The following is a 21,352-nucleotide window of genomic DNA, read 5'->3' on the forward strand; positions in this document are numbered from 1 at the left end:
TGTGTCCCACGCTTAAAGTATAGAAAGTTTATTGTTAAATTATGGAGTGAAAAATAGAATTGACCTTGAAAAATATGAAATTCCCAGATCTTGGCGAATTTAGGTTCGTCAGTAAAATTTTGGATGGAGTCGCTCCCTTAAAAAGCGATTCGCCGGCGCACCGCAGTTGGTTGTCTGCCGGGGATGATTGCGCCATCTTTGATGGCTGGCTTGCAACAAAGGATCTCTCGGTCGAGAACACGCACTTCAGGCTAGACTGGTCTAGTCCTGAGCAGGCGGTCGAGAAGCACATTGTCTCTAACGTATCAGATGTGTCTTCGATGGGCGGTCGCCCCTGCATTGCGCTCTTTGGCCTTTGCGTGAACAAATCCTGGAGTAAAGAAACTTGCGATCGAATTGCTAAAGCGGTATCGCAAGGCTTTGCCAGAAGAGGAATTACGTTGATTGGGGGTGATACGGTTTCGGGCGATGTCGGGATGTTTTCGACAACCCTTCTCGGTAAGACCGACGATGGAACAACGCTCCTCCGTAGCGGTGCAAAACCGGGTGACCGCGTTTTTGTAACGGGAACTCTTGGTAAATCTGATGCCGGACTTTGGCTTTTGATGAACCATCCCGAGGAGGCTTCTCGCTTCCAACGGCTGGTCGATTACCATTTGTCCCCGCAAATTTGCGAAGATGCCGGAGTGCAACTGGTAAAGCAAGGGGTGCGTGGCGCCTGCATGGATATTAGCGACGGGCTCAGTTCCGAGGCGAACCATTTGGCGCTGTCTTCGAGCGTTTCTATCGAAATTGACGAAGAAAAATTGCCGATTGATCCCGATGTAATTGAAATGTGCGATTATTTTGGGCTTTCGCCCCTTAAATTTGCGCTAAATGGGGGTGAAGAATATCAACTTCTGTTTACATTTGATGGTTCAAATAGTATATATTTAAAAGGTACGCCCAAAATTGCCGAAATTCATGAAATTGGATTAGTCAATTCGGGGTGTGGTGTGTTTTTCAAAAAACAAGTCGGTGGAAGGATAATTTTAAACGCTCAGGCGTGGTCACATCTATGAAGGATTCAAACAGCTTAGGACAGTTGCTGGTTCGTGTTAACCTGATTAACGAAGACCAGTTGAAGTACGCCGAAGACGAAGTCAAGTACCAGGCGCAGTTGGGGAAAAAGGTGACCCTTGTCCAGATTCTTGTGAAGGCTGGCATGGTCAAGCAGGAACAACTGACTGATATTCTTGGCGTTCAGATGCAGAGTGTCACCAAGAAGCGTATTGGTGAAATGCTCTTGGATCAGGGCTTTATTACCCAAGATCAATTGAATGAAGCTCTTGAAAAGCAGAAAACGTCGGGGGGTAAACGTCTTGGTCGAGTGCTCGTTGATTTGAAGTTCATCGACGAAAAGAAACTCACGGACATTCTCTGCTGCCAGTTCGAAGTTCCGTTCGTAAAACTCGATGCCATCAAACTGGATGATAAGGTTTACGAATACATTTCGGAAGACCAGTGTAAGACGCATAAGATTGTTCCTCTTTATGTGACTAAGGATTCCCGTCAGGCACTCGTGGTCGCTATGGCCGACCCGACGAACGTGCGCTTGAGGGACTCCATCAAGTTTAAGGTCAAGAAAAACGTTGACGTTGTCATGGCTTCCGAACAAGACATCAAGAAGACGATTGATATCTTGTTTGCGAACCACGGCCCGGCTGAAGAATCCCTTGCTGATCTTATCGGGTCTTCTGGTGATGACGAACTTGAAACTGTCGAACGCGGTCAGGGCAACAGCGACGAACCGGAATTGACCGACGAAGAAGGTCGTCAGGTCGTGAAAATCGTGACAACGCTTATTCACGAAGCTATTGCCCGCCATGCATCTGATATTCACCTTGAACCGCAAGAAACATTCCTCAAGTTGCGCTACCGTATCGATGGTGACTTGCAGGTGATGTCTCCGATTCCGGCACGTCTGATGCCGCAGATCCTTTCGCGTATTAAGCTTTTGTCCAAAATGGACATTGCAGAAAAACGTAAACCGTTGGACGGACGTTTTACCGTGCGTTACAAGGGCGCCGAAGTTGACCTTCGTGTGAGCTCGTTCCCGATTTCTCTGCGTAAGCGTGGTGTTTGCGAAAAAATCGTTATGCGTATTTTGGACCCGAACTCGGGTCAGTTCCCGCTAAAGGAAATGGGCTTCGACCCACGTGTGCTCAAGCAGTTTATCGATGCTATTAATGCTCCTAACGGAATTGTGCTGGTTACCGGTCCGACGGGTTCCGGTAAATCTACGACGCTTTATGCTTCTATTCGTGAAATTCTTGACTCGACGATCAACATCTCGACGATGGAAGACCCGGTGGAATTGAATATTGATGGTGTGAACCAAGGTCAGATTAACAATGCCGCAGGCTTTACTTTTGCGGCGGGCATTCGTGCCTTGCTCCGTCAGGACCCGGACGTTATCATGATCGGTGAAATGCGTGACCAAGAAACCTCGACGATGGCTATCGAAGCTGCTTTGACGGGTCACTTGGTCTTCAGTACGCTCCATACAAACGACGCTGCAGGTGCTTTCCCTCGTTTGCTCGAAATGGGATTGGAACCGTTCCTTGTTTCTACCGCAATTAAGGGCGTCTTGGCTCAACGTCTTGTGCGCCGCATTTGCAAGAACTGTAAGGAACCGGTCGAGATTTCTCAGGAACTCCGCGATGAACTCCACCTTTCTCCGGACATGCAGTTCTACCATGGCCGTGGCTGCGAAAAGTGCGATGGTTCGGGCTTCAAGGGCCGTTGCGGTATTTACGAGTTCCTCGTGCCGAATGAATCTGTACGTAACCTTGTGATTAAACGTGCTTCCGGTGACGAAATCAAGCGCGAGGCCATCAAGTCTTGCGAAATGATTACGCTCCGTATGGACGGTATCAACAAGGCGCTCCAGGGCCAGACCACTTTGGAACAGGCCATCGGCGCATCTACTGCGGATGAGTAGTCGCTAGGTTATAGGTGACAGGTAGTGTGAAATAGACAGTAATGCATTGAAAAAAGCTTTTTCGCATTGTTAAGCCCGCTTCGGCGGGCTTTTTTCGTCGCATATGGTTCACTGTTCTTCGCTTCTAACCACTAATCACTAACCACTGTTTACTAAAGCGAACCTCATCGTTCACTTCCTACTGTCTACTTCCTACTTGTACTTTCGCTACGCTCAAGCCCCAAATGCTGGCCTCGGTCATGTCCAAGCAAGCTTGGCCGCGACGCTCGGCCTACGCATTTGTCTAACTTCCTACTAATTACTATATTGCACATCTGTATATCGACTAGAGGTGCAGGATGGCAAATATTGTAGATGGTAGTGTTTTAGATCGTGAGTTGAATCCGGAACAGGCGGCTGCCGCAAAGAAAATTAACGGCCCGATGCTGATTCTTGCTGGTGCTGGTTCTGGAAAGACGCGTTGCATTACTTACAAGATTGCCCATTTGGTTTCGTTCCACAATGTGGAATCCAATCGCGTTTTGGCGGTGACCTTTACGAACAAGGCCGCCCGCGAAATGAAGGACCGTATTCAGAAACTGTTGAATAATCGCTTGCCTTTTATGTGGATGGGCACGTTCCACTCCGTGTGCCTTAAGCTTTTGAAACTCTGCCTCGCAAAAGATTTTGTGATTCAGGCGCTTGGCGGAAAATGGTTCGATGCGAATTTTTCGATTTATGATGATGATGATCAAAAGCGAATCCTCAAGGAAATCTTGAAGGACGATTTGGGCGACGATTACGATGCCGCCGAACTGAAAAAGGTTCACGGTGCGATTTCGCGCTACAAGAATACGATTTTGTACAAAGGCGACAAGGCAACATTGCAGACTCCGGATATCGCGATGCTGAATGCTGAATTCGCCGATCAGGAACGCAATGCCCGTTACTATGCCGCTTACCAGAAAAAGCTGTCGGAATCGAACGCGATGGACTTCGACGACTTGCTTTTCAATACGGTCAAGATGCTCCAAATGGTGCCGGAGCTTGTTCGCCATTTACGTCATCAGTTCCAGTATGTCGTGGTCGATGAATACCAAGACACGAACGATGTGCAGTACGAACTTTTGAAATTGCTCATCAATCCAGAAACGAAGAATGTGACGGTGGTGGGCGATGACGACCAAAGTATTTACGGCTGGCGTGGCGCGAACATCAAGATTATTCGCAATTTCCACCGCGATTTCGCTCCGGTGACGATTGTAAAGCTGGAACGCAATTACCGCTCGACTGCAAATATTGTGAAGGGCGCGGGTTCTGTGATTGCGCATAACGTCCGCCCTGCAGAAATGCAGAAGAACGTTTTTTCCAAGGAAGAAGAGGGCGAACTCATTCATGTGCGCTATTTCGAGGATGACCGTTCCGAAGCATCGAATATTGCAAAGGCTATTGCGCAAGCTGGTCCTGATTTTTATGCAAAAACGGCTGTATTCTACCGCACGAATGCACAGTCCCGTGTGCTCGAAAAGGCTCTCAACGACTTGCGAATTCCGTCGGTGATTTTTGGCGGCACAAGATTCTGGGACCGCAAGGAAATCAAGGATATTTTGGCGTACTTGCGCGTGCTCGCAAATGAAAAAGACGATGCCGCCTACTTGCGTGTGATTAACACTCCGCCGCGTGCTATTGGCAAGACGACTGTCGAAGGCGTTCTTGCAAAAGTGAAAGCGGGCGAGGGCTCGTTATGGGATAACCTCTTGGCCGAGGCTAATGGCACAAGTCGTGGCGCTCCAAAGCTTAAAGGCTTTACTGACCTTGTGATTCGCTGGAAAAACATGATGAATTCTGGCGAAACGCCGCTCCCGATTCTTGCCGAAACGATTATCAACGAAACGGGCTATAAAGATTTCTTGCGCAAAGAAGATGAAGTCACCGCCGACGAACGTATTGCAAACTTGGACGAAATGATTAACGCTATTCGCGAATTTGACGAAGATCATCCGGGCGCAACGCTTGATGCGTTCTTGCAGGATATTTCACTTTTGACGGATGGCGACAAAAAGGTCGATACGTCGAAGGGCCTTGTGACGCTCATGACAATCCACATGGCGAAGGGCCTTGAATTTAATACGGTTCACCTTGCAGGCTGCGATGATGAAATCTTCCCGCTGGTGCGCGGAACGTCAATGCTTTCGATGGCCGAAATTAACGAGCAGATGGAAGAAGAACGCCGCTTGTTCTACGTGGGTTGCACCCGTGCTGAAAAGAAACTTTATCTGTACCATGCGGAACGTAGGTTTTTCCAAGGCAACATCCGTCCATTTGCTCCGTCCCGATTCCTTAGAGAATTGGATCCGTCTGTTGTGGACTTTACGCCGTGTTTGAATACGCGTCCGGGCGTGCCTGATTTTGTAGGCAATACGCGCTCCAAGCCTTCATATGGTTCGTCGAATTTTGGTTCCCGTCCGTCTTATGGTTCGTCAGGATCTTATGGAAGTTCGCGTTCGTCTGGCTCTTACGGCGGCAATTCGTATGGCTCGCGTAGCGGCTCCGGTAGCTATGGCGGTTCATCATATGGCTCTTATGGTTCGCGCCCGGCGGCGGTGCCTGCTTCTATCAAAAAGAACGACAAGCATATCGTCTATCGCAATCCGATAAAAGTGGCTTCACCGAAGCCTGCGGCTCCGAGTGGCCCGAAAGTTGTTTACGATGAATATAGCCAGGTTGCAAACCAGAATCCCTATCAGGCCGGTGTACGTGTTCGACATTCTAAGTACGGCAATGGCGTTATCATGAAGGCTTATGGCAGTGGCGACAACGCTCGCGTTGATGTTCGCTTTGATCGAGAAAACATCAATCGCACTATTATCCTCAAGTATGCCGCATTGGAAGTGATTGGGTAGCGGCTTTGCCGCTATGGGCTATGAGCTCGGAGCAAATGCTCCTATCAGGTCGCTTCGCTTTGAGCATCTCTAATACCCCAAAGGCACGAAGTGCCGAGCCCATACCTCAAAGCACCCCTAGGGGTGCGACCTCATTTCCTGTTTGACCGGGAATCTTTTTTGCATGTAAATTTTCATAAAAACACTTGGCGTTGTTTTTGCGATTTTGTAAATGATATTCAGATGTACTCACGTTTGCAGTGCTGAAAGAATGCGAGGCGAATATGGAAATGTGTAAAATGAAAAATTTTTTCATCGCGATTGTCGTCGCAAGTGTTGCCTTTGTACTTTCTGGTTGCAAAGAAGAAAAAGGGCAAGAAGAAATTTCAAGCAGTTCAACGATTGTCCATGAAGAAAATGGCCAAAACGGTTCGGTAGTAGCTCAAGAAAATAAAACGGAGTATGTGACGGATTCCGGTAAAGGTGGTTTAGGTGCTGTTTGGACAGATATTCTCCCTGGACCTGGAATAAATTATTGGAAAAATGCTAAAAAGGGCCATGTTAAGGTTCCTTCTTTTAGTGATATTGATTTAAAGTTTGAAAAGGACGCTAATCGTTCTGCTTCAGATGTTATGAAAGTTGTTCGTCAGCGTACACCAGGCCTTCGCCATATTTATAACCAACGTTTGAAAAGTAATTCTGGTCTTCAGGGTGTAATTACGTTAAAAATTACAATTGCCCCTAGTGGCGAAATCCTTGATGTTTCCATCTTTTCATCTACAACAAAAGATTATGATTTTGATGCAGAAATACAAGAAAAAGTAAGTTGTTGGACTTTTGGCAAAATAAAATCCGGCAAAACAACTGTCACGATTCCGTTTACCTTTTCTGAAATAGCGATTGCCTCGCCTGCGGGGATACTGTGACAGGTTTGGGCATTGCGGCGATGGCGCATGCTTACGACAAGGATGCCTTCCTTGAAGTGTTCCGTCAATTCAAGCCGAGATTGCGAAAAATGCCCAGCAACGAGCTCTCTTGTTTGCTCGAAAAAATAAGTCTATATTTCTAGAAACCCCACCGCCTCAACAATGGAAAAGCGAGCTTTTCCGCAGCATTCGGCTTAGTGGGTTTTAATAGAGTATCTCGGTAAAGAAGTTATGAAGGAGTTGAACATGGCATTCAAGAGCATTGGACAAAAGTACGGCTTCGTCAGTGCCGGCGATGTTTACAAGGAACAAATTCTAGCGGAAAGGCAATAATCGGCTGATTCTGAAAGTTATACTTATTTTTAGGAAATGGCGTTCTGAAGGAGTTGAACATGGCATTCAAGAGCATTGGACAAAAGTACGGCTTCGTCAGTGCCGGCGATGTTTACCGCCAACGGATTGCCGATGCTCGCACCGAAGAACAAGTCAAGGCTCAAAAACTGATTGAAGCGGAACGTAAAAAGGCCGAAGCGGAGCGCCAAAAGGCTGAAAATGCTGAAGCAAAAATTGTTCAGAATCGTACTGACACACAAAAAGTTCTACGAGAAATGGGCATGTCCGAAGAGCAAATTGCTGAAATGGAGGCTAGGCTTGAAGTTCTTCGGCAAAGCAGGCGTTCCTGATAAAAAATGAAAAATTAAAGATGAAAAATTAAAAATGAAATTTTTATTCTTAATTCATAAATCCTAATCACCAACCACTAACCACTAATCACTAAAATTTTCTATCTTGCACTCTGTAAGAAAAGAGGTTTTTATGCTTGAACGTGAAGAAGTATTGAAGCTGGCGAAGTTGTCTCGCTTGAGTATTGCAGAAGAAGATATCCCGGCTATCAAGGGCCACTTGGACAAAATGCTCGACCATCTTGAAGCATTGAAGGCTTTGGACCTTTCGAATGTGGAGCCGATGACCGCTGTCGAAAACGGCGCTACTATTCTCCGTGAAGACGTTCCGGTGCAGGGCTTTACGCTTGATCAGGCTTTTGCAAATGCTCCGGCTGTCGAAAACGATCATTTCGCTATTCCGAAGGTGATGTAGTTCGCCTTGAACAAGGTCAGTTGCATTGTTCCGGCCCGCATGGGCTCGTCCAGATTCCCGGGAAAACCTCTCCTGAAGCTCAACGGCAAGGAGATGGTTGTTCGTACCTTGGAACGCGCTCTCCTAGCCGGATGTTTCGACCGCATTGTCTGCGCAACGGATAGCGCAGAAATTGAAGCGGTGGTCACGGCGGCAGGCTTTGACTGCGTGATGACAGGCGAATGTGCTACTGGTTCTGACCGTGTGGCGGAGGCCGCCAAAAAGCTGGGTCTCGACTTGGTCGTGAATCTCCAGGGCGATGAGCCGCTTGTAGAACCTTCGGTTCTTCGCAATGTCGCAAAAGAGCTTGAGGAACATCCCGACTGCTGGGTGACGGTGGCGTGTCCGCTAGATCCGTCAGAAGCAGAACTCAAGACTGTCGTGAAAGTGCTCGTTCGCGATGGTGAGGCTATCGACTTTACTCGGTTGGTACCGCCTGCAGAAGTGGGCCGCTGGTTCCAGCACCAGGGCATCTACGCATACTCTCGCGAAGCTCGTGATGAGTTTGCGGCGCTTCCGCAGAACAAAATTGAGCTGGAACGCTCGCTGGAGCAAATGCGAATCCTTGGGCGCCGCCCTATCCGCATTGTCCAGAGCTCGTATCCGAGCATCTCGGTGGACGTCCCGTCGGACGCAACCCACGTTGAGAATATTTTATTAGATCGTTTGCTATATCCTTCTCTAGATGAACATGAACAGAAAAGGCAATGAACGCATCTGAAAAAAGAATACTCAAACTCGCAATAATCCTTTTTACAATTGGTCTAATCGTCCGTTATCTCCCTTGGGGGCTCCCGTCTATCGAATCATTCGAGGTCGGTGGTGCTGTTGTTGTCGCGAACTCGCCTCCGTCATCTCCTGAAAAGGCAAATCTCGAAACGGCTACGCCTGGGGCTTTGACGATTTCTACGCTAGAAAGGAATGAAAAGAATGTTTCGTCTGCTATAGCCAGTGCGGATTCTTTGATTGCTATGAATAAAGTAGATTCTCTGGCAGAACTTGCCATGTCGGATCATGAAAATCGACCGCTGGCTGCAGAACGTCACCGGAAACTGAAGAAAAAGGTTAAACTTCCACTCCATATTAATAGTGCCAGTGTGGATGATTTATGTGCGCTAAAAGGGGTGGGGCCCAAGCTCGCGGAGAAAATAATTGAGCGCAGAAATGCCTCTGGACCCTTCAAAAATGCCTCAGATTTGAAAAAAGTGCATGGAATTGGAAAGAAAAAACTTGAAAACATGCTACAATCGATAATTTTTGATTAGTTTTAGGAAGAAAACTTTACATAAGTATATATATGAGCGAATCAAAGTTATACCTTGGTGTTGAAGTCGGCGACCATTATATGAAGGTCGCTCTGGTGGACTCTTCTGCAAAGAAGGTTGTCAAACTGGCAGTCCTCCCGGTGGAGTGCAACCCTATTTATGATATCTTCCTTTTCGAAAGCACTCTCCAGCAGTGGATCGATGAGAATCAGATTAAGGATATCGTAGCGACTTCAGTTACTGTCCCTGCAAAAATGTCGATTATCCGCAAGGTCTATATACCGTCTGAGGCAGCTTCGAACAAGGAGCAGTACCTGAAATGGTATATGGAGCTTTTCACGAATGCGGGCGTGGATGCTTATATTGTCGATTCCATGACGTTAAGTGGCGATGATTCTTTGGGCTATAATGAACTAGTGATGGCTGTCCGCAAGGAATGGGTCGATGCACTTCGCAAGGGTTTCCGCTCTCGCGGGCTTGCTCCGAAGTCCTTAGAAGTCGATGTGCTTTCACTCATGAACGTGATGGATGTTGGTGAAAAGATTAAGGATGCGGTCTGCGTCGTGAAGGCTGACTTTGACGGCGTGACGATTGCTTGGATGCGCCGTGACGAACTCTTGGCGTTGCGCTGTGTTTCTACGCTTTCGATGGTGGGTAAGACTGCCGATGCCGCATACCCGATCCTTGCCGATGAAGTTGTTGAACAGATGAAGTTGGCGGAATCTGAAAATGGTGTCAACGGAGTGACTGATGTTCGCTTGTGCGGAGAAATGGCATCGGAAGATTCCTTTGTCGAACTCCTGATGGGCAAGTTGGGCAATTACGATGTGTCGCTGTTGAGGTCTTTGACTCAGCTTCCGTCAGACGATGGTGTGGACCCCGTTAACATGGTTTACTGTGTCGGTGCAGTTGGTGCTGCCTTGAACCAGATGGAGGGTGTATGATTCATATGAACCTTATTGCGGTGGCGGAAAGAACTTCCTCCATCGGTAGTGTATCTCAGCATGTACATGTGACGAACGTTGCGGATGTGGAACGTCGCGTCAAGAGAAAGTATCTGACGATTGCCGCTGCGGCTTTATTTGCTTTTGTCGCCTTTAGCTGCGTCTTGAGTATAAAGGGTGTACCGGGGGCGTTGGATGGAGTTCTCCCAGACTCTTATTTGAGTTTGATTGGGGCTAAAAAGACAACTGCTCCGAAGCCAACGGCGCCTGCTGGTCCGACCGCCGAACAAATTGCTGAACAGCAAGAAGCTGTGGCGAAGGCTCGTGCAGCGATGTCTGTGAAAGATCTCGTGGGTGAAATCAAACCGCAAGCACTGTTTAATAACAAACGAACGGGCTACAACAGCTATCTCCCGCTTGAAAAACTTTCGTACCAGAAAACTTCGCTTGCACAGTTCCTTTCTTTCTTGAATACGGCTGTGCCTGACGATGTCGGCTTCTCGGAATGTGTTTATCAGGCTCCGAACTATTATTACCTGCGCGGTATTGCTATGAAGGCCTCCTCGCAGCATACGCTTATGGATAGGCTTAAAGCTGTAAGTAAGTCTTTCCAGTCGCCGATTGCATCGGAGGCCGCAACTGAAATCGCTGCATTTGGACAGTTCTCTGTACCGCAGGTGCGTCTCGATGCTGTGCGCGGCTTTGTTCCTACAAGCGAGGTCTCGGCTGAAATTAAGGCTTTCAAGACTCTAGCTTCTTCGAACAAGGTTTCTTTGAAGGGCTTGGAAAAGCCTGTTATCGAAGACTTCGGTGTGTTCAAACGCTATGCGTACAACGTTTCATCGACGGCTGACTTTGCGGATTTGCTGAACTTCTTTAATGTCTTTGCAAATTCACCGATTCGCATGGGTGTTTCTAAGGCTGATCTCAGATATGCCAAGAAGTTCCTGATTACGAACATGCGCGTCGAAATGTTTGTGCTTCGCTAGTATGCCTATTCGTATTACTGGCGGTTCATTGCGGGGGCGCAATATCGAGTCCCCGGACACCATGAAAACACGTCCTACAGCTTCCCGAACAAGGGAAGCTCTCTTTAACATATTGCAGGGGGTCGAAGGCTTTCGCATGCTGGACCTTTTTGCCGGGAGCGGCATTATGGGGCTTGAGGCGGTAAGCCGTGGTGCCGAAAGCGTTACTGCGGTGGAACTGGCTCGTCCGCAGGCGAAAATGATAGAGCGTTCGTACAAGTCCGTGGGTGCGGAGTCTAAGCTCAGACTATTTGAGACAAATGTTCTTACTCTCAAACGGGAAATCGTTTGCGCCAATGGCGGTTTTGATTTGATTTATGCCGATCCGCCATTCAAGGATATGGATTACCCGGATTTACGGCCTTTTATCGAGTGGTTGAATCCTGGTGGTGTCGCTGTTTTTGAAGCTCCGAGCCGCAAGTTGCCCGAATGGGCTAGCGAAGGCCAGGTTCGCCGCTACGGGGAATCGTCGTTGGTAATTTTCAGAAAATGAGCTTGTCAGGTCGGGGCTAAAGCCCCTTTGGGCTCGCTTCGCTTTGGGTTTTTACTTATATCCCATAGCTCAAAGGTACGAAGTACCGTGCCCATACCTCATAGCTTACATTTTTTATTCGCATTTTTGTAAATTATACTACATGGAGTGGAAATCGAAGAAACTAAGTGGGGCTGCTTTGGAGGCTAGCCGCGAATCCCGTGTGGCGGTGTTCGCTGGTTCATTCGACCCGTTTACGGTGGGGCATTTTGACCTTGTAAAACGTGCTGCGGGCATGTTTGATTCTTTGATTGTCGTTGTCGCGCAGAACGCAAATAAGAAGAACATGTTTGATGCCGAAACGCGTAAGGCGCTAGTGGAGGCTGCTGTTTCTGAAATCCCGAATGTAAAGGTTGCAGTTCATGGCGGGCTCACGGTTGATTTTATGAAGTCCGTGGGGGCTCGTTACTTGTTGCGTGGCATTCGTAATGCGTCAGACTTGGATGCGGAGCAGGCGGTTGCCTGGAACAACAAGGTGCTTTTTGACGATGTCGAAACGGTGCTCTTGCTCAGTGCGCAGGAACATCTCGTGGTCAGCAGTTCCCTTGTGCGCGAACTCCTCAAGTGCGGCGCTTCCAAAAGCAATGCCGAACAGAAGGCGGTCCTCTCGAAATTCATTCCGAAAAATATGGTCTCAATGCTTTTAAAAGAGTTTAGGAAGGTTATATGAAGCCATTTAAATATTTACCCGGTGCATTGCGAACGCTGTTGCTTGCAAATGCGGCTATCTTTATCATCGCTTTCTTGGGGCGCGGGCTTGAGGTTGACTTGGGGGCTGGCTATGGCAGCCTGACGGACTATATCAGTTACTACGGAGCTTTTATGCCAAGGGTTCCGCTTGAATTGTGGCGTTACGTGACGTACATGTTCATCCATTTTGACTTTATGCATTTCTTCTTCAACATGCTGATGTTGTGGATGTTCGGTTCCGAGGTGGCTGAATGGATGGGCTCGCGTCACTTTGTCGCCATGTATTTTTTCTGCGGGATTTTTGCGGCATTGTTCAGCTTTTTCATGTGCTTACTCGGCCTTACGAACAATCCGATTATCGGTGCGTCGGGCGCCTTGATGGGCGTGTTTGTGGCCTATTATAAGTTCTTCCCGGAGCGCATGCTGCTCATGTTCTTTATCATCCCGATGAAGATTAAGCATGCTATATGGGTGATGATTGCGCTCGATATCCTTTTTGCAAATTCGGGCGACATGATTGCGCACTTTGCTCATCTGGGCGGTGTTGTTGCCGGATTCCTTTACATGGCTGTTTACCAGAACGGACCGAAGGTGCTTTACCATTCGCCGCTTTCTGCTATTTTCCGCCTGTTTTCGAGCAATCCCGAAAAGTATGATGAAGGAAAATCTCGCTCGCGTTCTTATCAGCGTGATAGCGTCGAAGAACCGGAAGTGCTCGAAGGCGAAGTGTTCTACGTAAACGAACAGCAGCGCATGGATGAAATTCTTAAAAAAGTGGAGCGCGAAGGCATCCAGTCTTTGAGTGAAACTGAACGTGAATTTTTATTAAAAGCGGGCGACCGTATACGTCGCCGTCGCGGAGGATTCTAATGAAAAAAGTACTTGGTATGGGCGCAGCCCTTGTTGATATTTTGGCTAACGTGAGCGATGAATGGATTGCTGCTCAAGGTGTGCAGAAGGGCGGCATGAACATGGTTGATTGGCCGCAGATGGAAAAGTTCCTTGGTTCTCTCGAAAATCCGATTCGCGTGCCGGGCGGCTCGACTTGCAATACGATGGTGGGCGTGGCTCGTCTCGGTGGCAAGGCCGCTTTTATCAGCAAAGTGGGCGATGATGAACTCGGCAAGCTTTTCCAAGATCACTTGAAGAATAACGGTGTCGAATCTAAGGTCGGGCTTTCTTGTGCTGCCACGGGTTGCGTTTTCTCTGCAGTGACGCCAGATGCACAGCGTTCCATGTGGACTTATCTCGGTGCTTCCGATTTCTTGGGCTCTGATGATTTTACGCCTGCGCTTTATGACGGTGTGGGGCTTTTGTATGCCGAAGGCTATCGTGCGTTCAACGGCGAATGCTTCAAGAAGTCTTTTGAATTGGCTCGCAGCCTCGGTGTAGAAACGGCGCTTGACTTTAGCTCGTTTGGCGTGGTCGATGCCTGCCGCAAGCTGTTCGATGAACTTTTCGAAAATAAGATGATTGATATCATCATTGCAAACGAAGACGAAGCTTTTGCTTATGCAGGTGTCAAGGAAGAAGCCGCTCTCGAAGTCCTTGCCAAGAAGGCTAAGGTCGCTGTGGTGAAGATTGGCAAGCGCGGCGCCTTGATTGCAAAGGACGGTAAGATTACTCGCGTGTCGGCTGGGTCCGCTAAGGCAATCGATACGACGGGTGCCGGAGACCTCTGGGCATCGGGATTCCTCTACGGCTACATGAACGGCTGGGACATGGAACGCGCGGGCAATCTCGGTAGTATCGTTTCGAACGAAGTCGTTCAGGTGATGGGTGCGCAAATTCCGGAAGATGGCTGGAAGCGCATCTTGGCCCAGATGTAATTGAGGCTTGTATGGTTTCTGTTGTTCGCTCTTTTGTAAAATCGTTGGCTGTTTCTGTTTTGTTTGTTTCTGCTTTTGCCGTATCGCCGGCTCTGGCGCAGAGTGCTAAAAGTGTGACTGATGGTGCTGCGGCATCGAGTGCGAATGCGGCTGAAAAAGCCGAACTCATTGCCGAACTTGCGGTTCGCGATAGCGTGATGGCGCTCCATGATAGCGCTTGCACTGTAGAAAAAAAGGCGCTCCGTTCGGATTTAGAATTGGAACGTGCAAAGTGCGAAAACTGGGAACAGAGCTACAACACGCTTAAGAAAAACAACGAAACCTGCGCCAAGGCTTTGAGTGTCGCTGTTCAAGCAAGTCAGGAACAAGCTGAAAAGCAGGAAGCCAAGGAAAAAGCTGACAAAGAAAAGGGTAAGTCCGATGTCATGATTCAGTCGGCGTCTATGGCTGCAAGTTTTGGACTTGGCATGCTTATTATGTGGCTGATTCTCGATTGAGGCTTGGAAAAATCGCGGCTGTGCCGCATGGGAGAGATTGTATGAAGTGTACCGCTTTAGCCGTGAGTTTACTATTGTGCTCGGGCGTATCGTTTGCCAAAAAGTCGGATGTTCCGGCGGGCCCGTTCCAGATGGGAACGGCGCTAAAGCAGGTGGCTTCGATTCCCATGGTAACTGCAGAAATTTCGGCGTTCATGCCCGAAAAGAACTTGCTGTTTGTGGTCGGTGGTGAAAATGTCTTGGAAATTGTGGATTTGGCTGATCCACTGAACCCTAAAAAACTGAACGATATCAAGTTGCCGGGTGGCGCCTCAAGCGTGACGGTGCACGGAGACCTCGTGGCCGTAAGTCTTTTAAATAATCCTGAATGGAAAAAAGGCCATGTGCAGGTGATGCGCTACAACAAGAAACTTGAAGTTCTGGGTTTGCATGAACTCTGTTACATGCCTGACATGATTACGTTTACGCCGGATGGAAAGAATTTGCTTGTCGCTTGTGAAGGTTCTCCTGACGAGACGTTCTCTGAAGACCCGGAAGGTGGCATTGGCGTTTTGACGATTGCGGGTGTTAATGCACCTACGAATGCGGCAGACTTTGCGAAAGCTTGGAAAAAGCCGCAAAAAACGGTAGTGGGTTTTAATGGGCTTGACTCGCTCGCGTTGATGGCAAAGGGTGTCCGCAAGACTGGAGTGAAAAGCTTTGTCCAGTCGCTAGAACCGGAATACATTACGGTTTCTGGTGATTCTAAAACCGCGTGGATTAGTTTGCAAGAAAATAATGCTCTTGTGAAGTTTGACGTGGCCGCAAAGAAAATAATGGATGTGTACCCGCTCGGTTATGTGGACCATTCTGTGTTGGGTAACGGGCTTGATGTCAAGAAGAATAAGGCTATTGAAATTAAGAATTATCCATTGCGTGGCTTGCGCCAGCCGGATGGAATTTCATCGTTCTCGGTAAACAACAAGACGTTTGTCGTGACGGCGAATGAAGGCGCTCCAGTCAATGATTACAAGGCTTGGACCGATGTGACCACTCCGATGATGCTTTCGCAGCAGGGCGTGCTTGACCCGGATGTGTTTACGGCGAGTGTGCTGGAGGACCTGAAAAATGTGACTGTGAGCAGTTTGGAACGTTGCGATGTTGCTCCCGATAAGACTGCCAATGGCAAGTGTCCTTACATGTATTCTTTTGGATCGCGTTCCATTAGCATTTTTGATGGTGCAACTGGGCATTTGATGTGGGATTCCGGTGACGTTTTTGAACAAACGATGGCCAAGGTTGCTCCGGATTACTTTAACTGGAATTCTAAGAAAGGTAAAGTCAAGATGGACGCTCGCAGCGAAGATAAAGGCTGCGAACCGGAAAATGTGACGACGGGTGTCGTTGGCGAAAAACGTTATGTATTTGCGGGTCTTGAACGCACGAGCGCTGTGGCCGTGTTCGATATTACGGGTGTTGAAAAAGGGAATGCCCCGAAAATTGTGGATTTTTATTTGAACCCGAAAGACCGCGGCCCCGAAGGCATATTGTTTATTCCTGCCGAAAAGAGCCCGAACGGCGAACCGCTCTTGATTGTTGGCTACGAGTACAGCAAAACCCTCGCGGTGTACGCTGTGAAGTAACTTCTTAGTGTTACAGTAAATTTTAGGTGCTGTAATATTATTAAATGGATTAGCGTTTTTTATTACAAAAAGCGTCGGCCAAGGTATTTTCTTCGCAGTAGCGCGCAAAACGAGTGTTGCGACGGGCTGCTTGCAAACCGGCATAACCGAGTGAAGCCGCTGACGCCGTAGGCGTCAAAAGCATCAAAGGCGAATGCTGCGGTTGCACTTGTGCAAACATAGCTGAGCCGTAATTGCTGATGCTTGAAATTACATGATTTTTTCAGGCCACGGGTGCTTTGGGTATCTTCCGCGTAATTCCTTACGGACTTCAGCGTAGGTGTTTTGCCAGAAACTCGTGAGGTCCCATGTTTTTTGTATCGTGCGGAAGTTCGGCGCTAGAATGTCGTAACGCACTTTGAGCTTTCCGTCGGCGATTTTGTGTTCTCCGCGGAGTTGCATAAAATCTTCGATGCGCGCGGAAATTTCAACGAGAACTCCATCTGCGCTTTGTACAATTTTACCGCTGCTCTGTTCGTCGGCGGTAGCGACTGCTTGGTAGCTGTAGCGGGCGCGTTTGCCGTTGGGGAGAACGTAGTGATCGGGGAACGTCTTTTGCAGCCAAGCTAACATGGACTTTCCGAAGTAATCTTCGACAATGTTTCTGTAACGATCTTCGTTGATGTCGCGCAGCAAAAAGATTCCGTCGGTAAGCTCGTTGAAAATGAGTTCCATGTCTTCGTCGTTGAATTCCGGGAGACCGTATTCCGGATAAAGCTTTGCGGCAAGGCGCATCTTGATAAGAAGTGTCTGCAAATTTTCCGTGAGGTAGCGGCCTGTCCAATTTTCTTTTTCGAGCTTGTCGCGCCAGGCATCGACCGTGAACTCTTTGAGATTTTCAAGAACTTTGGACGATGCTTCTTGTGGGAGAATTTCTTTGCGGCTTGTTTCGCGCACATCGCCGTTGGGGCTTTCGTTTTCGTGAATCTCGATGCCGATAAAGCGTTCTTGACCGCTGCGCCACAGCAGTTCGTAGCGAATGATTTCGCTATCGCCGCCGAGCAATTCTTTTGGAATGGGGGCATAAAGGTTTACGCGCAATTCGGACTTGGTACCTGCTTCGGTGCGGAGCATCGAAAGCGCGAGTATCGCGTAAGGGGGCTCGGCCACCTGTAGGCGGATGGTGTTGCCGTTGCTTAATTTGTAAACATTACCGCTTGGTGTTGCAAGAGCATCGGGGAAAGCGGCGAGAAGGCTTTGGGCTATGAGGTGTGAGGTCGGAGCTTCGCTCTTTTGTGGAGCGCAATGACGTCGATTGTCATGCCTGTCGTTCGCCGTAGGCGAAGCTATCTTATCCCGATAATCTCTCAATTGCTTTAGCGTAAATGAGACTTCGCGCGGAGCATTTATTGCTTTTGAAAGTGTGTCCTTGGCGAGCGTGAGCAAGTCCAATGAAATTTTAGATTTTTGAACAAACTCGGTTCCCGAGTGGATCCATGCCATAGCAGCGAGGAGTAAGTCGGGGAGGTCTGCGGCGCTGTTTGCTTTTGCCAAAATCAATGCAAGTGGAATGTTTGAAATAGGCGTTTGGATGGCGCGTTTGCCGAGATTCGTGATACGCCCGTCAATGAGCATGCCGAATTTTTCGAGCATTGCTATGGCGGTCTTTTCGCGCGCTTCAGGAATCGCCGTGGGCAATGTGATGGATTCTATCGCTTCACCTTGTTCCGCTCTAGAATAACTTTTTGCTGTTGTCTTTTCTATATCAACACTTGTCATGCCCGACTTGATCGGGCATCTCCTCTCGTCTACTTCCAGCGCTGCTTTTTGCAGTATGAGTTCCGAGGGCTCGATTTGCAATACTTCGGGCACAATCCCTTGCGGCATGTGCTTCTCGGTATCTTCAGTCCAAAGGCGAATGGCGCAGCCGTTTTGCGTACGGCCACTGCGACCGCTGCGCTGGATGGCGTTTTGCAACGAAATTGGCAGTGTGCGCAAGACGTTTACTTTTTTGCTGTCGTCGTATTCGTTCACGCGCTCGATACCGCTATCGACAACGCCTGTCACGTTTGGCACTGTAATAGAAGTTTCTGCGATGTTGGTTGTAAAGATAACGCGAGGGCGTTCTGTTTCTTCGAAAATGCGGTCTTGCGTTTCACGATCTTGACCGCCGTAGAGCTCAAGGAACTCCGCGACATTGTCGCCAAGCGCCTCGCTTGCGGCGGTGTGGCAACGTGCAATTTCAGCTTTACCCGGCAAGAATACGAGCGTCGTTTGCCAAATGTTATTGCGGTACAATGTGCGTAATGCACGCACGACTTCGCTTTCGATTCCTTGGCCTGCGGCAATGTTTATGCCGGCGGCGGGCTTCTGGTGCAGAATTTGTACAGGATAAAGCGGGTGCCCGAGCTGCAAGCATTTTACGCCAAGCGCGGCTTCGAGTTCATTGCGGTTCAATGCCGCCGACATCACTGCGATTCGCGGCATATTCGCATTTCCCGTCAAATACGCAAACAGCAAATCCATGTCAGCACGGCGCTCGTGGTATTCGTCAAACACCACCCAATCGGCGTTTAGCTTTCCATGCAAAAGTTCCTGCAAAAAGTTACCGTACGTCTGGAATAAAATTCTTGTTTCGCTTGATTTGCAACTGTCTTGCCTGAACTGGTAACCGACTGTTTTGCCGCACGGTTCGTTGTGCAATTTCGCTGAGTATTGGGCGAGGGCCAGAGCTGCAATTCGTCTTGGCTGCAAAACAACAATGCGCCCGCTAAAGCGTTTGCTCAAGAACCACGGAATGTACAAAGATTTACCGCTACCGGTAGGCGCTTCGATAAGCAAATTCCGCGACGTTTCGATGGCGTGGACAAGCTTGTCTTCTTCTTCGGCTATAGCTAAATCTTTGTACGTGCGCATTGGGCGTGTCTCTTGTTGTGTCTTTTTAAAAAACAGACCCCGGTACAATGGACCGGGGCATATAAAAGAAAGTGACTGGATCCTTTGCGGCTTTGCCTCTCAAGATGCTGTCGCATCACTTCCGACAGTCTACTGTCTACTTCCTACTAAGCTCTTGGGTATCTCAGTTTTTCGCCGGTAGCTTCGTCAATGTAGGGGTGCTTGCCTTCGCGGTACTTCTGGTTGATGACCAAGTTCTGGAGCCTTCTCTTGATGCCAGCTTCGGTCTTGCAGAAGAAGAACACGACTTTATTCGTTCCCGGCACCTGGAACACAGCGAGCTTGAACTTTTGCGAAACCGCGCGACGGAAAAATTTAACGTCTTCCTTTTTGGGAATCACCTGATCGCTGCCCGGCTTGATTTCGCAAATCATGTCGGCGTCGGCGAGCAATGCCTTGGACTTCTGCTGGAGGGCGAGGAAGTTCGGCTCGGTGCTCTTGCGGATGTTTTCCATGTTGAAGGGGCTTCTGGCCTTCAAACCTTTAAGGAATCCGCGGAGAACAAAGAATAAAAGAATGACCACGACCAGAACAACAAGGTATGGCCAATAGTTTGCGAGAAAGTCTAACATAATCACCTCAGTTTAGTGAACCAAATATAACAATTTTTCAAAGTCCCGTTGAAATCGCTAAATAATCCCTTGTTTTTTCTATATTGGGGAGAGTGATAGATTTTATGAAAATAATCGGTTTTGCTTTTTTGTTTTCTGCGGCGCTTGCTTTTGCGGGGCAGAATTCTGGTGATTCTGTTGCTGTTGGTTGTGCCAGCGGAGCAAAAATAGAATCCATTGATTTGGATGGGCTAAAGTACACAAAGCCGCATGTCGTATGGCGTGAACTCTCCCACAAGGTGGGTGGCGTTTTTTCGCAGGAAACTTTTGAAGCAGAAAAGCTTCGCTTGCAAGATCTCGACCTGTTTACCGAAATATCCGTTTCTTGCGACGTCGATTCTTTGACTTCGTTACACTCCGCTCCGAATGACACTCTCTCGTCTCTCGTCTCTCGTCTCTCGTCTAAATTAACCTACCACTTCAAGGAAATCTTCCGCTGGATACCTTCGCCAGATAGTAAAACGACCGATCGCGATGGGCTTATGCTTGGGCTTGCTCTTGCGAATCTGAATGTGCTTGGCGAAGACATTCGTGCCGAGGTGCATTACCGCACTGCGGTTGATCCGATTTTTGAAAAGAACGAGTACGCCTTTTATGCAAGTTCACCTTATTTGTTCGATGTACCGCTAGGGTGGAATATTGATTTTACAAGAACGGACAGTTGGGATGATCTCCGTAAATTTAAGGATGCTTGTTGGCTACTTAGTTTAGATGTAAACTGGAAATTGATTCCCCATTTTTCAGTTCTCGGAAAAATTGTTTATCGCTATCTTGAAGGTGGTCCCGGATTCCTGCCAGAAATTGGAATTGGCGCAGCTGTTGATTATCGCGATAGCGAATTGGACAGCCGCAAGGGAATTTATTTTGAAACTGCAGTGACGCATGTGGGTATTGGCGGTTCGCGTGGTGAAAATTTTGTCGAATTTTTGGAAGATGCCCGTGCCTATTATTCGTTGGGCCGCTTTGTCACAGGAGCGACTGCTTTAGTTCGCTTACGTCCTGGTGATGTGAAGCTTTATGATTATTTCTATCATGGTGGAACAAACTCTTTCCGTGGCCTTGATGGGCCGGATGCTCAGCACTTGGGCGTTCACGAAATGCTTTTGACGCTTGAAGAGCGTTTTGTGTTGCTGGATCGTCGCTCCGCCTCGCTATGGGGTGTCAACTTCTTTTACGGAATTCAGTTGGTGGCTGGCTTTGACGGTAGCGTGCTTTGGAACAAAGGGGCGCCTGGCTGGAAAAATTACGAAGGAGCATTTTATGGCGGTCTCCATCTTGTAATCCCGGCGCTTGATCGAATCCGCTTTGAAGTCGGCTACAGCCCAGACAAAGGTGAGCCGAAGTTTACTTGGGGGATTTCGGGCAAAACGACGACGCAACGTTGGCGTGGACGCTGATAATAAGTATAATTAGTTACATCTAGGTAAATAAATCCTTTACGTTTTTTGGATAAATACTAAATTAGCACTTACAGTTGTAACAAAAAGATAATG

The 21,352-nt window shown here is 48.3% G+C and carries 19 protein-coding genes; 17 read left to right on the plus strand and 2 right to left on the minus strand.

The window, feature by feature from the left end; genetic code table 11:
* Positions 1-74 precede the first annotated feature (74 nt).
* The 16 genes from thiL (at position 75) to HUF13_RS05700 (ending at position 16,314) form a co-directional block, all read left to right on the plus strand.
* Positions 75-1,061: a thiamine-phosphate kinase gene (thiL, locus tag HUF13_RS05625; protein WP_173474212.1), complete on the plus strand. Its 987-nt coding sequence runs from the start codon at positions 75-77 to the stop codon at positions 1,059-1,061.
* On the plus strand, positions 1,058-2,983 hold the full coding sequence (locus HUF13_RS05630) for a GspE/PulE family protein (protein ID WP_290926141.1): 1,926 nt from the start codon (positions 1,058-1,060) through the stop codon (positions 2,981-2,983). The genes thiL and HUF13_RS05630 overlap by 4 nt, the downstream gene beginning before the upstream one ends.
* Before the next feature lie 338 nt (positions 2,984-3,321).
* Positions 3,322-5,865, plus strand: coding sequence for an ATP-dependent helicase (locus HUF13_RS05635; protein ID WP_173474213.1), 2,544 nt, complete (start codon positions 3,322-3,324; stop codon positions 5,863-5,865).
* 278 nt (positions 5,866-6,143) lie between these two features.
* Complete coding sequence (locus tag HUF13_RS05640; RefSeq protein ID WP_304038859.1) at positions 6,144-6,770, plus strand: AgmX/PglI C-terminal domain-containing protein; 627 nt, start codon at positions 6,144-6,146, stop codon at positions 6,768-6,770.
* Between the two features lie 392 nt (positions 6,771-7,162).
* On the plus strand, positions 7,163-7,453 hold the full coding sequence (locus HUF13_RS05645) for a hypothetical protein (protein ID WP_173474215.1): 291 nt from the start codon (positions 7,163-7,165) through the stop codon (positions 7,451-7,453).
* Between the two features lie 133 nt (positions 7,454-7,586).
* Entirely contained in the window at positions 7,587-7,868 is a 282-nt protein-coding gene (gene gatC / locus HUF13_RS05650) for an Asp-tRNA(Asn)/Glu-tRNA(Gln) amidotransferase subunit GatC (protein ID WP_015732335.1), read from the plus strand.
* Positions 7,869-7,874: 6 nt separating this feature from the next.
* Entirely contained in the window at positions 7,875-8,618 is a 744-nt protein-coding gene (locus HUF13_RS05655; RefSeq protein ID WP_304038861.1) for a 3-deoxy-manno-octulosonate cytidylyltransferase, read from the plus strand.
* Positions 8,615-9,172 (plus strand): helix-hairpin-helix domain-containing protein, encoded by a 558-nt coding sequence (locus HUF13_RS05660; protein ID WP_173474216.1) that lies wholly within the window; start codon positions 8,615-8,617, stop codon positions 9,170-9,172. Before HUF13_RS05655 ends, HUF13_RS05660 begins: the two co-directional genes overlap by 4 nt.
* Before the next feature lie 32 nt (positions 9,173-9,204).
* Entirely contained in the window at positions 9,205-10,116 is a 912-nt protein-coding gene (gene pilM, locus HUF13_RS05665) for a type IV pilus biogenesis protein PilM (RefSeq protein WP_173474217.1), read from the plus strand.
* On the plus strand, positions 10,113-11,105 hold the full coding sequence (locus HUF13_RS05670; RefSeq protein ID WP_173474218.1) for a hypothetical protein: 993 nt from the start codon (positions 10,113-10,115) through the stop codon (positions 11,103-11,105). The genes pilM and HUF13_RS05670 overlap by 4 nt, the downstream gene beginning before the upstream one ends.
* Before the next feature lies 1 nt (position 11,106).
* Entirely contained in the window at positions 11,107-11,637 is a 531-nt protein-coding gene (gene rsmD / locus HUF13_RS05675) for a 16S rRNA (guanine(966)-N(2))-methyltransferase RsmD (protein ID WP_173474219.1), read from the plus strand.
* A gap of 142 nt (positions 11,638-11,779) precedes the next feature.
* Positions 11,780-12,346, plus strand: a complete 567-nt coding sequence (coaD, locus tag HUF13_RS05680; protein ID WP_173474220.1) for a pantetheine-phosphate adenylyltransferase — start codon at positions 11,780-11,782, stop codon at positions 12,344-12,346.
* Complete coding sequence (locus HUF13_RS05685) at positions 12,343-13,236, plus strand: rhomboid family intramembrane serine protease (RefSeq protein ID WP_173474221.1); 894 nt, start codon at positions 12,343-12,345, stop codon at positions 13,234-13,236. The genes coaD and HUF13_RS05685 overlap by 4 nt, the downstream gene beginning before the upstream one ends.
* The gene (locus HUF13_RS05690; RefSeq protein ID WP_173474222.1) at positions 13,236-14,195 is read left to right on the plus strand and encodes an adenosine kinase; all 960 of its coding nucleotides are present in this window, start codon (positions 13,236-13,238) and stop codon (positions 14,193-14,195) included. The genes HUF13_RS05685 and HUF13_RS05690 overlap by 1 nt, the downstream gene beginning before the upstream one ends.
* 11 nt (positions 14,196-14,206) lie before the next feature.
* Positions 14,207-14,692 carry a hypothetical protein gene (locus HUF13_RS05695; RefSeq protein ID WP_173474223.1) on the plus strand — a complete coding sequence of 162 codons (486 nt, stop codon included), beginning with the start codon at positions 14,207-14,209 and terminating at the stop codon, positions 14,690-14,692.
* Between the two features lie 41 nt (positions 14,693-14,733).
* Positions 14,734-16,314: a choice-of-anchor I family protein gene (locus HUF13_RS05700; RefSeq protein ID WP_173474224.1), complete on the plus strand. Its 1,581-nt coding sequence runs from the start codon at positions 14,734-14,736 to the stop codon at positions 16,312-16,314.
* A gap of 249 nt (positions 16,315-16,563) precedes the next feature.
* Here HUF13_RS05700 and HUF13_RS05705 read toward each other — a convergent pair whose 3' ends face one another.
* Together HUF13_RS05705 and HUF13_RS05710 are read right to left on the minus strand one after the other, a co-directional pair.
* Complete coding sequence (locus HUF13_RS05705; RefSeq protein WP_173474225.1) at positions 16,564-19,209, minus strand: ATP-dependent helicase C-terminal domain-containing protein; 2,646 nt, start codon at positions 19,207-19,209, stop codon at positions 16,564-16,566.
* A 146-nt stretch (positions 19,210-19,355) separates the two neighbouring features.
* Positions 19,356-19,820 carry a hypothetical protein gene (locus tag HUF13_RS05710; protein WP_173474226.1) on the minus strand — a complete coding sequence of 155 codons (465 nt, stop codon included), beginning with the start codon at positions 19,818-19,820 and terminating at the stop codon, positions 19,356-19,358.
* A 104-nt stretch (positions 19,821-19,924) separates the two neighbouring features.
* Between HUF13_RS05710 and HUF13_RS05715 the strand changes: the two genes are divergently transcribed.
* On the plus strand, positions 19,925-21,256 hold the full coding sequence (locus HUF13_RS05715; RefSeq protein ID WP_173474227.1) for a BamA/TamA family outer membrane protein: 1,332 nt from the start codon (positions 19,925-19,927) through the stop codon (positions 21,254-21,256).
* Positions 21,257-21,352 lie beyond the last annotated feature (96 nt).

The organism is Fibrobacter succinogenes (genome assembly GCF_902779965.1).
Taxonomy (GTDB): Bacteria; Fibrobacterota; Fibrobacteria; order Fibrobacterales; family Fibrobacteraceae; genus Fibrobacter; species Fibrobacter succinogenes_F.

Bases quoted from the DNA above. Each gene is read 5' to 3' on its own strand.
- thiL (WP_173474212.1), top strand. From the start codon at position 75: ATGAAATTCCCAGATCTTGGCGAATTTAGGTTCGTCAGTAAAATTTTG.
- HUF13_RS05630 (WP_290926141.1), top strand. From the start codon at position 1,058: ATGAAGGATTCAAACAGCTTAGGACAGTTGCTGGTTCGTGTTAACCTG.
- HUF13_RS05635 (WP_173474213.1), top strand. From the start codon at position 3,322: ATGGCAAATATTGTAGATGGTAGTGTTTTAGATCGTGAGTTGAATCCG.
- HUF13_RS05640 (WP_304038859.1), top strand. From the start codon at position 6,144: ATGAAAAATTTTTTCATCGCGATTGTCGTCGCAAGTGTTGCCTTTGTA.
- HUF13_RS05645 (WP_173474215.1), top strand. From the start codon at position 7,163: ATGGCATTCAAGAGCATTGGACAAAAGTACGGCTTCGTCAGTGCCGGC.
- gatC (WP_015732335.1), top strand. From the start codon at position 7,587: ATGCTTGAACGTGAAGAAGTATTGAAGCTGGCGAAGTTGTCTCGCTTG.
- HUF13_RS05660 (WP_173474216.1), top strand. From the start codon at position 8,615: ATGAACGCATCTGAAAAAAGAATACTCAAACTCGCAATAATCCTTTTT.
- pilM (WP_173474217.1), top strand. From the start codon at position 9,205: ATGAGCGAATCAAAGTTATACCTTGGTGTTGAAGTCGGCGACCATTAT.
- HUF13_RS05670 (WP_173474218.1), top strand. From the start codon at position 10,113: ATGATTCATATGAACCTTATTGCGGTGGCGGAAAGAACTTCCTCCATC.
- rsmD (WP_173474219.1), top strand. From the start codon at position 11,107: ATGCCTATTCGTATTACTGGCGGTTCATTGCGGGGGCGCAATATCGAG.
- coaD (WP_173474220.1), top strand. From the start codon at position 11,780: ATGGAGTGGAAATCGAAGAAACTAAGTGGGGCTGCTTTGGAGGCTAGC.
- HUF13_RS05685 (WP_173474221.1), top strand. From the start codon at position 12,343: ATGAAGCCATTTAAATATTTACCCGGTGCATTGCGAACGCTGTTGCTT.
- HUF13_RS05690 (WP_173474222.1), top strand. From the start codon at position 13,236: ATGAAAAAAGTACTTGGTATGGGCGCAGCCCTTGTTGATATTTTGGCT.
- HUF13_RS05695 (WP_173474223.1), top strand. From the start codon at position 14,207: ATGGTTTCTGTTGTTCGCTCTTTTGTAAAATCGTTGGCTGTTTCTGTT.
- HUF13_RS05700 (WP_173474224.1), top strand. From the start codon at position 14,734: ATGAAGTGTACCGCTTTAGCCGTGAGTTTACTATTGTGCTCGGGCGTA.
- HUF13_RS05705 (WP_173474225.1), bottom strand. From the start codon at position 19,209: ATGCGCACGTACAAAGATTTAGCTATAGCCGAAGAAGAAGACAAGCTT.
- HUF13_RS05710 (WP_173474226.1), bottom strand. From the start codon at position 19,820: ATGTTAGACTTTCTCGCAAACTATTGGCCATACCTTGTTGTTCTGGTC.
- HUF13_RS05715 (WP_173474227.1), top strand. From the start codon at position 19,925: ATGAAAATAATCGGTTTTGCTTTTTTGTTTTCTGCGGCGCTTGCTTTT.